The organism is Pantoea sp. ARC270 (genome assembly GCF_003236725.1).
GTDB classification, from domain to species: Bacteria; Pseudomonadota; Gammaproteobacteria; order Enterobacterales; family Enterobacteriaceae; genus Pantoea; species Pantoea anthophila.
In genome coordinates this window covers 64,863-75,748 of sequence record NZ_PUGA01000019.1, presented here as the reverse complement: position 1 = coordinate 75,748, position 10,886 = coordinate 64,863, and the positions used below count along the sequence as shown (strand labels likewise).

12 protein-coding genes are annotated in these 10,886 nt (G+C 57.1%); 7 read left to right on the top strand and 5 right to left on the bottom strand.

Features of this window, described 5'->3' with window-relative positions; genetic code table 11:
• From CKF42_RS10805 to tolC, 3 genes are all read right to left on the bottom strand, one after another.
• On the bottom strand, positions 1 to 638 hold a 638-nt coding region (locus CKF42_RS10805), incomplete at its 3' end, for a glutathionylspermidine synthase family protein (protein WP_146239932.1).
• 6 nt (positions 639 to 644) lie between these two features.
• A complete protein-coding gene (locus tag CKF42_RS10800) occupies positions 645 to 1,316 on the bottom strand; it encodes a DUF1190 family protein (protein WP_111208167.1) in 672 nt (223 codons plus the stop codon).
• A gap of 144 nt (positions 1,317 to 1,460) precedes the next feature.
• Positions 1,461 to 2,930, bottom strand: a complete 1,470-nt coding sequence (gene tolC / locus CKF42_RS10795; RefSeq protein ID WP_058956432.1) for an outer membrane channel protein TolC — start codon at positions 2,928 to 2,930, stop codon at positions 1,461 to 1,463.
• Positions 2,931 to 3,141: 211 nt separating this feature from the next.
• On the opposite strand from tolC, the gene nudF reads away from it, so the two are divergent.
• The 6 genes from nudF (at position 3,142) to CKF42_RS10765 (ending at position 8,596) form a co-directional block, all read left to right on the top strand.
• Positions 3,142 to 3,777, top strand: coding sequence for an ADP-ribose diphosphatase (nudF, locus tag CKF42_RS10790; RefSeq protein WP_009087285.1), 636 nt, complete (start codon positions 3,142 to 3,144; stop codon positions 3,775 to 3,777).
• Positions 3,774 to 4,199 carry a DUF1249 family protein gene (locus CKF42_RS10785; protein ID WP_009087284.1) on the top strand — a complete coding sequence of 142 codons (426 nt, stop codon included), beginning with the start codon at positions 3,774 to 3,776 and terminating at the stop codon, positions 4,197 to 4,199. Before nudF ends, CKF42_RS10785 begins: the two co-directional genes overlap by 4 nt.
• Before the next feature lie 42 nt (positions 4,200 to 4,241).
• Entirely contained in the window at positions 4,242 to 5,069 is an 828-nt protein-coding gene (cpdA, locus tag CKF42_RS10780) for a 3',5'-cyclic-AMP phosphodiesterase (protein ID WP_009087282.1), read from the top strand.
• 3 nt (positions 5,070 to 5,072) lie between these two features.
• Entirely contained in the window at positions 5,073 to 5,654 is a 582-nt protein-coding gene (gene yqiA / locus CKF42_RS10775) for an esterase YqiA (RefSeq protein ID WP_009087280.1), read from the top strand.
• A 48-nt stretch (positions 5,655 to 5,702) separates the two neighbouring features.
• Entirely contained in the window at positions 5,703 to 7,598 is a 1,896-nt protein-coding gene (parE, locus tag CKF42_RS10770; protein ID WP_009087278.1) for a DNA topoisomerase IV subunit B, read from the top strand.
• Between the two features lie 98 nt (positions 7,599 to 7,696).
• Positions 7,697 to 8,596, top strand: coding sequence for a LysR substrate-binding domain-containing protein (locus CKF42_RS10765; protein ID WP_111208166.1), 900 nt, complete (start codon positions 7,697 to 7,699; stop codon positions 8,594 to 8,596).
• Between the two features lie 298 nt (positions 8,597 to 8,894).
• On the opposite strand, the gene CKF42_RS10760 is transcribed toward CKF42_RS10765, so the two are convergent.
• A complete protein-coding gene (locus CKF42_RS10760) occupies positions 8,895 to 9,203 on the bottom strand; it encodes a putative quinol monooxygenase (protein WP_009087274.1) in 309 nt (102 codons plus the stop codon).
• Between the two features lie 48 nt (positions 9,204 to 9,251).
• Positions 9,252 to 9,833 carry an NAD(P)H-dependent oxidoreductase gene (locus CKF42_RS10755; RefSeq protein WP_009087272.1) on the bottom strand — a complete coding sequence of 194 codons (582 nt, stop codon included), beginning with the start codon at positions 9,831 to 9,833 and terminating at the stop codon, positions 9,252 to 9,254.
• Positions 9,834 to 9,989: 156 nt separating this feature from the next.
• On the opposite strand from CKF42_RS10755, the gene CKF42_RS10750 reads away from it, so the two are divergent.
• Positions 9,990 to 10,754 (top strand): transporter substrate-binding domain-containing protein, encoded by a 765-nt coding sequence (locus CKF42_RS10750; protein WP_111208169.1) that lies wholly within the window; start codon positions 9,990 to 9,992, stop codon positions 10,752 to 10,754.
• Positions 10,755 to 10,886 lie beyond the last annotated feature (132 nt).

The following is a 10,886-nucleotide window of genomic DNA, read 5'->3' as shown; positions in this document are numbered from 1 at the left end:
AGGCCAATTTCATCAATGTAGAGAAATTCAACCGGCAGACCCGCTTCGGTCGCGCAGTCCTGAAGATACTGCACCGTGCCGCGATCTTCTTCGGTGTCACGGCAGCAGGCGAAATGCAGCAGGTTAAACCCATGCTGCTGATGCAGGGTGGCAAAGCGCTCGATCAGTTTTTCCTGCAGGCTGTTGAACTGATCGCTGCCAGCCGGGAGCTGTCCGGCATTAAGCTGGTCTTCCAGCCAGAGCCACTGGAAAAAGGCCGCTTCATACAGCGAGGTCGGCGTATCGGCATTGTTCTCCAGCAGCTTGATATCGCCTTTGCCATCCCAGGCGAGATCGAGGCGCGAATAGAGCGAGGGCTGACGCTGACGCCACGAATCCCGCACAAAATCCCAGGTGTGCCGGGGAATGCGGAAGCGGGTCAGCAGGGCTTCACTGTTGACCACTTTTTCCACCACCTGCAGACACATCTGGTGCAGCTCAGCCGTGACCTCTTCCAGATGATCGATTTGCGCCAGCGTGAACTGGTAGTACGCCTCTTCGCACCAGTAGGGCTCGCCATGCATGGTGTGAAAACGAAAACCGAACTCGGTGGCTTTTTCGCGCCAGCCCGGACGTTCTGAAATGGCAATGCGTTCCATCGGGGATTAGCCTCCCATTGAGCGGCTGGAGGTACCGCTGGCGCTGCTGCGCTGCATGCTGTTCTGCTTCGCCACGGTTTCACCGAAGCCACCACGGGTAATGGTGGAGGTCGTGGCCGGTTTAGGGGCCAGCGCCGTTTTCGGCACGTTCATGGTTTTGCCGGAGGTCGCGGCACCATAATTACGGCCGGAAGCATCCACAAACTGGCCATTTGCCGGACTGCGCGGGTTTTTCGACGAGAAGAGTGGCTGCTGTGCAAAGCCTGCGCCACCGCCCATCATGCGACCCATCATGTAACCGGCCATCAGCGGCATCCAGAAACTGCCGCCATTCTGCTGGGCTTCAGCATTGGTGGTGCCGGCACCCGCCTGAGCCGGGGTCTGCTGACACTGGTTTTCACCAAATTCAGCGACACAATCTTCACGTGTGGCATATTTTGGCGCGGTGCGCTCCGCCTCTTTTTTGGCTTCATTGAAGGCGGTGGTACATTGCGCACTCTGACCCGGATTGGCTTTAGAACAGTCATCGGCGTTCTGATACATCGAAACCGTTTCATCGTTCTGCTCGCAGCCTGCCAGCATAAATACCGCTGAAACCGCGATAGCAACAGGCGTTAAATGGCGCGCCTGCCAGCTCTTACGAAAAGCGGCATAGCGAATAGATTTTGTGCGTTTCATTATGATTATCCTGTGCCCAAAGGTAGCGCATAGAATAGGGGATGGGGGGGTAAAATTGAAGCTGAAGGCCTGATGCCGCAGGGATCTTTACTTAGTTATACGTTCAACAGAGAGACGGGCCGCAAAGCAGCCCGTCAGTGCTGATTAGTTACCGAAAGGGTTACCGCTTTTCTGGCGGGCAGCGGCAGGACGTGCAGCCTCTGCTGAACCCGTCGCGACCGGACCGTTGTCCACGCGCGCGGTCTGCTGCGCGTTTTCCGGTGCCACGGTTTCCGGAGAGGTTGGGATCTCTTTACCCAGCTGGCTGTTCAGTTTCTGCAGGCTCTGCTCGTTGAGCGTGCCCAGCGCATAGCTGATGTTCAGCTGGTTAATCAGGTAGCTGTAGCGCGCATCAGAAAGCTGCTGCTTGGCATTGTAGAGTACGGTGGTCGCATCCAGCACGTCGACGATAGTACGTGTACCCACCTGATAACCGGCTTCTGACGCATCCAGTGAACTCTGCGCAGAGACAACGGCCTGTTTATAGGCGTTGATGCTGCTGATCGAGGCGTTCACGTTGTTGAACGATGAGCGCACAGTCTGCACCGCAGTGCGGTGAGCGCTTTCCAGCTGTTCGCTGGCGCTGACGAAACCGTACTGCGCCTGTTTCACCTGAGAGGTCACGCCGCCGCCGCTGTAAAGCGGCAGGGAGAAGCTCAGACCCACCTGGTTTGAACCGGTGATGGAGTCGGTAGAGCCTGCGCTCTGGTTAGCACGGCTGCCGCCATATTTGCTGTTCGACATACCGGTAGAGGCGGTCAGATCCAGCGTCGGCATATGACCGGTTTCCGCGGAGCGGATCTGCTCACGGGCCAGATCCTGGTTCAGACGTGCAGAGAGCAGCGACAGGTTACGACTCTCGGCCTGCTTGAGCAGCGCACTGACCGCTTCCGGCTTATCGGTTCTGAAACGGTCGATATTCAGCGACGCCAGCGACAGGTAGTCCATGCCGGTGATCTGACGCAGCGTCTCTACGTTGTTATCCAGATTGTTTCGCGCGGTCACTTCGTTAGCCAGCACGCTGTCATACTGCGCGCGGGCGTTCTGTACGTCAGTGATGGCCACCAGGCCGACGTTAAAGCGCTGAGTCGTCTGGTCAAGCTCACGATAGATGGACTGTTTCTGCGCTTCGGTGTAAGAAAGCGTATCAATCGCTTTCAGCACGTTGAAGTAGGCGGTGGCGGTGTTCAGAATCAGATCCTGCTGTGCAACCTGATAGGTCACATCCTGAATACCGGCCGCTTTTTCCTGCAGGGTCAGCGCGCGCCATTTCGACATATCGAAAATGGTCTGGGTTAATTGCAGCGAGCCACTGGTCGTGTTGGAATGGAGTCCGCTGTTATCGCGATAACCGCTGTTGTAGGTGTAATCTGCACCCAGGCCGAGCTGTGGTAATAATGGGCTACGCGCTTCGTTGATTTTCTCAAAAGCAGAATCGCGATCGGCTGCGGCGCTGCGCAGATCCGGGTTGCTCAGACGTGCCTGCTGGTAAACCTGCAGCAGATCTTCGGCCTGGCCGGTAAAGCTGAAACCGCCCAGGCTCAGCCCAATAAAAAATGGGAGCAGTTTTTTCATTTGCATTCCTTTTGTTGCAGCAAATTGCAGTGCGTGCGCTGCCGGGTAAGCCAAAAATTATCGCCGATTCTAGCAGAGGGCAACTGTGAGATAAGTTGGCTGAACGTGCCTTCTCCCTCTAATTTACGTAAATAATTCAGAAAGAACACCCTACATGGAGCACGGTCAGAGGCTTTTTTCGCTCCCCCCAATCTGCATAAGGAACCTGATGATGCCGGAAGAAAAAAAATCCCCCGTGACTTTCACAAAAAACGATGTAGAAATTATTACACGCGAAACCGTCTATGATGGTTTTTTTTCCGTTGTACGTTACCGCTTCCGCCACCGCCAGTTTAATGGCGAAATGAGCGGCGAAGTGCAGCGCGAAGTTTTTGAGCGCGGACATGCCGCCGTGCTGCTACCTTATGATCCCTTACGCGATGAAGTGGTGCTGATTGAACAGATCCGCATCCCGGCTTATGACAGCAGTGCCTCGCCCTGGCTGCTGGAGATGGTCGCCGGCATTATCGAACCGGGGGAGTCTGTTGAGCAGGTTGTGCGTCGTGAAGCCGTGGAAGAAGCAGGATTAGAGGTCGGCCGGATTAAGCCTATGTTGAGCTATCTGGCCAGCCCTGGCGGCACCAGCGAACGACTGTCGGTGCTGATTGGGGAAGTGGATGCCAGCCTGGCAGAGGGATGCCATGGTCTGGAGGAAGAGAATGAGGATATTCTTGTCCATGTGGTGAGCCGCGAACAGGCTTATCGCTGGGTGGAAGAGGGGATTATCGATAATGCGGCGTCTGTCATCGCCCTGCAATGGCTGGCGTTGCACCATGAAAAACTACGTGAAGAGTGGATACAAAAATGAAACAGCGCTATACCCCTGATTTCCCCGAAATGATGCGGCTCTGCGAAACCAATTTCGCCCAGTTACGCCGCCTGCTGCCGCGCAGCGATGAGGCGGGTGCATCGGTGATCTATCAGGTGAGTGGCGCCCGTTATCAGCTGACCATTCAGGAGTCGACCCGCTACACCACGCTGGTGGAGATTCGCCAGGTCGCGCCTGCCGTGAGTTACTGGAGCCTGCCTTCGATGTCGGTACGGCTCTATCACGATGCGATGGTCGCTGAAGTGTGTTCAACTCAACAGATCTATCGCTTTAAAGCGCGCTATGATTATCCTAATAAAAAATTGCATCAGCGCGATGAAAAACATCAGATAAACCAGTTTCTCGCAGACTGGCTGCGCTACTGCCTGGCACATGGCGCAATGGCAGTTCCGGTCTGCTGATGCGTATAATGCAGTAAATGGCGTGGAGACGAAGGAAACGCTTTGGATAGCCTGCTAACTCTTCCTGTGGCGAACGGTTCCGAAATCAGGATTTTACAAATCACGGACACCCACCTGTTCGCTGGAAAACATGAGTCGCTACTTGGGGTGAATACCTGGTCGAGCTATGAAGCGGTCGTGGAGGCAATTACTGCGCAGCAGCGCGACTACGACCTGATCATTGCCACCGGCGATCTGGCTCAGGACCACTCAGTGGAGGCCTATCAGCATTTTGCTGAGGGTATCTCACGTTTGCCCCGCCCCTGCGTCTGGCTGCCGGGAAATCACGATTTCCAGCCCGCGATGGTCGATACGCTGGCAGCCGCCCACATCAATGCCCACAAGCAGGTGCTGCTGGGCGATCAGTGGCAGATCGTCCTGCTCGACAGCCAGGTGCCCGGTGTGCCGCACGGCATGCTGAGCGACTACCAGCTGGAGTGGCTCGATAATGCGCTGGCCCGCTTTCCACAACGACACACGCTGGTCCTGTTGCATCACCATCCGCTGGCCTCAGGCTGCACCTGGCTCGACCAGCACAGCCTGCGCAATTCCCATCAGCTTGACGCGGTGCTACAGCGCTATCCGCTGGCCCGGACGCTGGTATGTGGTCACATTCATCAGGAGCTGGATCTGCTGTGGCATGGCCGCCGGGTGCTGGCGACGCCATCGACCTGCGTGCAGTTCAAACCCCACTGCACCAGTTTTGCGATTGATACCGTCGCGCCAGGCTGGCGCTGGTTTACCCTGCATCCGGATGGCGGCGTAGAGACCGAGGTTAACCGGCTCGACACCGACGCTTTTCGTCCCGATTTAGACTCAGAAGGATACTGACGCGTGGCGGCACTGCTCTATCTGCACGGTTTTAACAGCTCGCCGCAGTCGGCGAAGGCGACGCAGTTCCGGCAATGGTTAGAGACGCATCATCCGTCGATTAAGATGATTGTGCCGCAGCTGCCAACCTTTCCGGCGGACGCAGCCGCCCTGCTGGAAGAGCTGGTCCTGAGCCACAGCGGTGAAACCCTGGGGCTGGTCGGCTCGTCGCTGGGGGGCTATTACGCCACCTGGCTGTCACAATGCTTTATGCTGCCGGCGGTTGTCGTCAACCCTGCGGTACGCCCCTTTGAGCTGCTGGCCGATTTCCTCGGCGACAATCAGAATCCCTACACCGGCCAGCAATATGTGTTAGAGTCACGCCACATTTACGATCTGAAAGTGATGCAGATCGAACCGCTGGAAGCGCCCGATTTACTCTGGCTGCTGCAACAAACCGGCGATGAAGTTCTCGATTACCGTCAGGCGCTCGACTACTACAGCGCGTGTCGCCACACGGTAGAAGAGGGCGGAAATCATGCATTTACTGGATTCGAGCGCCATTTCCCGCAGATTCTGGACTTTCTTGGTCTGAATCACACCTGAGTAACGCGGAAATCGCACCCCATTTCACCCATCTGACAGACATTTACGATGAGTCAATCAAATTATAACGCGGATGCCATTGAGGTCCTGACTGGCCTTGAGCCTGTTCGCCGTCGCCCGGGGATGTACACCGATACGACGCGGCCCAACCATTTGGGTCAGGAAGTGATTGATAACAGCGTCGATGAGGCGCTGGGCGGCCACGCGAAGCGGGTTGAAGTGATTCTGCACGCCGATCAGTCGCTGGAAGTCATTGATGACGGGCGCGGCATGCCGGTGGATATTCACCCGGAAGAGGGCGTGCCAGCCGTCGAGCTGATCCTCTGCCGCCTGCATGCGGGCGGCAAGTTTTCCAACAAGAACTACCAGTTTTCGGGCGGCCTGCACGGCGTCGGGATTTCGGTCGTTAACGCCCTCTCTAAACGTGTCGAAGTCACGGTGCGCCGTAATGGCGAGATCTATGACATGGCGTTTGAGAATGGCGACAAAGTTCAGGATCTGACCGTAACCGGCACGGTGGCGAAACGCAACACCGGTACGCGCGTCCACTTCTGGCCCGATGAGAGCTTCTTCGACAGCCCGCGTTTCTCGGTTTCGCGCCTTTCACATCTGCTGAAAGCCAAAGCGGTGCTCTGTCCGGGCGTTGAGATAATCTTTAAAGACAAGCTTAACAACACCGAACAGCGCTGGTGCTATGAAGATGGCCTGACCGACTATCTGTGTGAAGCCGTGAACGGCCTGCCTACGCTGCCTGAAAAACCGTTTGTCGGCAGTTTTGCCGGTGATGTGGAGGCGGTGGACTGGGCGCTGTTATGGCTGCCGGAAGGCGGTGAGCTGTTAACGGAGAGCTACGTCAACCTGATCCCGACCATGCAGGGGGGAACCCATGTTAACGGTCTGCGTCAGGGGCTGCTGGATGCGATGCGTGAGTTCTGCGAATACCGCAATATCCTGCCGCGTGGCGTGAAGCTCTCTGCGGAAGATATCTGGGACCGCTGCGCCTATGTGCTGTCGGTGAAGATGCAGGATCCGCAGTTTGCCGGTCAGACCAAAGAGCGCCTGTCATCACGTCAGTGTGCCGCCTTTGTGTCGGGCGTGGTGAAGGATGCTTTCAGCCTGTGGCTGAACCAGAACATCCAGACGGCAGAACTGCTGGCTGAACTGGCGATCTCCAGCGCCCAGCGGCGTATGCGGGCCGCCAAAAAGGTGGTGCGCAAGAAACTCACCAGCGGGCCGGCGCTGCCAGGCAAGCTGGCGGACTGCACCGCCCAGGATCTGAATAAGACAGAACTGTTCCTGGTCGAAGGGGACTCGGCAGGCGGATCGGCCAAGCAGGCCCGCGATCGTGAATATCAGGCGATCATGCCGCTGAAAGGCAAGATCCTGAACACCTGGGAAGTCTCGTCCGATGAGGTGCTGGCGTCGCAGGAAGTGCATGATATCTCGGTGGCGATCGGTATCGATCCCGACAGCGAAGATCTTTCTCAGCTGCGTTACGGCAAGATCTGCATCCTGGCGGATGCGGACTCGGATGGGTTGCACATCGCCACGCTGCTCTGTGCGCTGTTCGTTAAGCATTTCCGTTCCCTGGTCAAAGGCGGGCACGTCTACGTCGCCATGCCGCCGCTTTACCGTATCGATCTCGGCAAAGAGGTTTACTACGCGCTGGACGAAGATGAGAAAGAGGGCGTGCTGGAGCAGCTGAAACGCAAAAAGGGTAAGCCTAACGTACAGCGCTTCAAAGGGCTGGGTGAGATGAACCCGCTGCAGCTGCGTGAAACCACGCTCGATCCCAATACCCGCCGTCTGGTGCAGCTGACCATCAGCGACGAGGATGCGGATCAGACCCTGCGCATGATGGATATGCTGCTGGCGAAAAAACGTTCCGAAGACCGGCGCAACTGGTTGCAGGAAAAAGGCGATATGGCCGACATCGAAGTGTAAAAAGCAGGACGCGAAAGCGTCCTGTTCTTTTATGCCCGACGCATCACCCGTGAACGGTGGCCGGAAAGCTAGTCCACTCAGCAGAGACAGTAACCCTTGTGAAAATTACCCTGGAAGAGCTACGCGCCTGGGTGGCGGTGGTGGACAGCGGCTCGATTACGGCGGCGGCCTCTCAGCTGGCGCAGACCAGTTCCGGTATCAGTCGGGCACTGTCGCGGCTGGAGAGTAAACTGCAGACCACGCTGCTGCATCGCACCACCCGACGGCTGGCACTCACCGAAGAGGGGCAGGTCTTTCTGGAGCATGCGCGCCAGATTCTGGCCTCGGTTGAACAGGCTGAAGAGCAGATTGCCCTGCGGCGTGAAATGCCGTCAGGACGGCTGCGGGTCAACGCAGCGACGCCCTTTATGCTGCATGTGATCGTGCCGCTGGTGGAGGATTTCCGCGCCCGCTATCCGCTGATCCAGCTTGAGCTGAATACCGACGATATCCTGATCGATCTGCTGGAGCAGCAGACCGACGTGGCCATTCGCATTGGTGAACTGCGCGACTCCACGCTGCGCGCCCGGATGCTGGGCAGCAGCGCGATCCGGCTGATGGCGAGTCCGGCTTATCTGGCGAAGGCGGGCACACCGCAGAGCGTTGGCGATCTGGCGCAGCATCAGACCATTGGCTTCAGTCATCCTGAGATCCATAACCTCTGGCCGGTCTGGCAGGCGGAAGGGGAGTTTATGCGGGTTAAGCCGACGATCGCGGCTTCCAGCGGAGAGACCATCCGGCAGCTGGCGCTGGCAGGACAGGGGATTGCGCGCCTTTCCGACTTTGTCAGTCGCGAAGATTGCGCCGCCGGGCGACTGGTGCCGGTGCTGGCAGCGGAAACCCGCGAGCTGCGGCTGCCGGTGCATGCGGTCTACTACCGAAACACCACGCTCTCTTCGCGCATTGGCTGCTTCCTGGATTTTCTTCGCAGCGAGATCGACCGTCGACAGCTGCTCTGAGCAGTTTGTCAGAAATAAAAAACCCCTGTCGCGGGACAGGGGTTCTGATGAGTGCTAAACCCGCATTCGGGCACGTCTGACCGCAATGTATTAGCTCAGCGCGCAGGGAACAGGGTCAGAAGAGGAAAACGTCCCGCGCCATGGACGGCGCGGGCCGAGCAGTCATGGATAACGTTTTTGCGTTTTTCCGATCTGACCCTGTTCCCTGTGCCGGCTCGATCGCAAAGCGAATCTGGCCAGGTTTTTATCACCAGCCTTAACCCCGGTTACACCACAGGGATTAAAGCTTCAGCAACAATCAGGCGCTGGGTTCCAGCACCAGAATCTTCACATCCACCACGTCATCTTTGATCAGCGCGCGATGGGCATCCATGTGCGGCATCTGCTGATGCTGCTCCAGATGGCGCAGCGTTTCCCACTGTTCCAGCATGAAAATAGAGTCGGGGGAGTTCTGCTTCCACGGCACCTGAGCCTGATGATCCAGCAGCGCGTCATACTGATGGCAGCCATCTTCTGCCAGCACCTGCGGGATCAGCTTGTTCACGGCATCAAGTACGGCCTGGCGGCGTCCGGGTTTGACACAAATTTCTGCTACGACAGTTAACATTCGCGAATTCCTCTTTCGTGGGAAAAGTGTAAGTCTCCACCCTCTATCTTAGGCAAAAACCTGGCTAAGATGGTTCCGATAAGCGGCGATGTCGCGTGGCACGTCCGGGGCTTTAATCACGTCGTTGCAGATAAAGGTCGGCAGCGCTTCCATTCCCAGGAACTGATTCGCTTTGTGGAAGTGCAGATAGAGACCATCCACGCCAACGCCTTCAAAGAACTGCTCCGGATCGGTAAAGGCCTGCAGCGGCGCGTTCCAGGTCAAAGACAGCATATATTTTTTGCCCTGCAGCAGGCCGCCGGAACCATACTTTTTCGCAGCATCGGAGCGGGTACGACCATCGCTGGCGTAGAGCGAGCCGTGGCCTTCGGTGAAGACTTCGTCGATGTAACGCTTCACGGTCCAGGGCTCACCCATCCACCAGCCCGGCATCTGATAAATCACCACATCGCTCTCAACATACTTCTGTACTTCATCCGCTACCACGTAGTCGCTGTCCGCGACGGTGACAGAAACCTCATGTCCCATGTCACGCAGCTGACTGGCCGCCACATCGGTCAGGGTGTGGTTCAGTTCGCCTTTAGAGTGGGCAAAGGTTTTGCCGCCATCGATAATTAAAATTTTGCTCATCAACTGTTTACCTCATTGTCTGAATATGGGGCTCAGCTTACGCGCGCTGCGGCCGCAGAAAAATGGGACGTTGATCACAAGACTTTTGCTATGACAGCAATAATCGGCCCGTTTATGGCACGATGAGTGAGCAAACTCATCATGAAAAAAACGCCAATGAAAAAAATCGTCTTCGCTTTGCTGCTGGCCAGCGGTGCTGTCCAGGCTCAATCTCATCTCGACACTATCCTCAGTTCTAAAGTCCTGAAGGTCTGTACCACCGGCGACTACAAGCCTTACAGCTTCCTGCGTCCCGATGGTCAGTATGAGGGCCTGGATATCACGATGGCTGACGCGCTGGCGACCTCGCTGAACGCTAAGGTGCAGTGGGTGCCGACCACCTGGAAAACCCTGATGCCCGATTTTCTGGCGAAGCAGTGTGATATCGCCGTCGGGGGCATTTCGGTCACCCTGAAACGCCAGCAGACTGCCTGGTTCGCCCAGCCGCTGGATGTTGATGGCAAAATCCCGCTGGTGCGCTGCGCCGACAAAGCGCGCTTTCAGACGATTGAGCAACTCAACCGTCCCGATGTGCGCCTGATTGAACCGGCAGGCGGCACCAACGAAGCCTTTGTTCACAGCCATCTGCCCAACGCATCACTGACGCTGTTCCACGATAACGTCACTATCTTTCAGCAGTTGGTGGACAACAAGGCGGATGTCATGATCACTGACGCCTCCGAAGCGCGCTATCAGCAGCAGCACTATCCGACGCTCTGTGCCCTGAATGCTGACAAGCCGCTGCAGTATGGTGAGAAGGCGTACATGATTCCGCGTGATGACATCAGCTGGAAGCTCTATGTCGATCAGTGGCTGCATCTCAGCACCGCGACCGGGGAATACCGTGATATTGCCCGCCAGTGGATGGGTGCCGCGCGCTGACCTGCTCCTGCCTGACGACGCGAGGCGTGCCGGTCGCTGACTGGCAGTCCCTGGCGGCTGAAATCGCGCGGGTGCACGGCGCGCAGACCCGCGCTTCCCCTGTGACTAACACCAGCGAATAAGGTACTATCC

Bases quoted from the DNA above. Each gene is read 5' to 3' on its own strand.
- nudF (WP_009087285.1), top strand. From the start codon at position 3,142: ATGCCGGAAGAAAAAAAATCCCCCGTGACTTTCACAAAAAACGATGTA.
- tolC (WP_058956432.1), bottom strand. From the start codon at position 2,930: ATGAAAAAACTGCTCCCATTTTTTATTGGGCTGAGCCTGGGCGGTTTC.
- CKF42_RS10800 (WP_111208167.1), bottom strand. From the start codon at position 1,316: ATGAAACGCACAAAATCTATTCGCTATGCCGCTTTTCGTAAGAGCTGG.
- CKF42_RS10755 (WP_009087272.1), bottom strand. From the start codon at position 9,833: ATGAGCAAAATTTTAATTATCGATGGCGGCAAAACCTTTGCCCACTCT.
- parE (WP_009087278.1), top strand. From the start codon at position 5,703: ATGAGTCAATCAAATTATAACGCGGATGCCATTGAGGTCCTGACTGGC.
- CKF42_RS10750 (WP_111208169.1), top strand. From the start codon at position 9,990: ATGAAAAAAATCGTCTTCGCTTTGCTGCTGGCCAGCGGTGCTGTCCAG.
- CKF42_RS10785 (WP_009087284.1), top strand. From the start codon at position 3,774: ATGAAACAGCGCTATACCCCTGATTTCCCCGAAATGATGCGGCTCTGC.
- CKF42_RS10760 (WP_009087274.1), bottom strand. From the start codon at position 9,203: ATGTTAACTGTCGTAGCAGAAATTTGTGTCAAACCCGGACGCCGCCAG.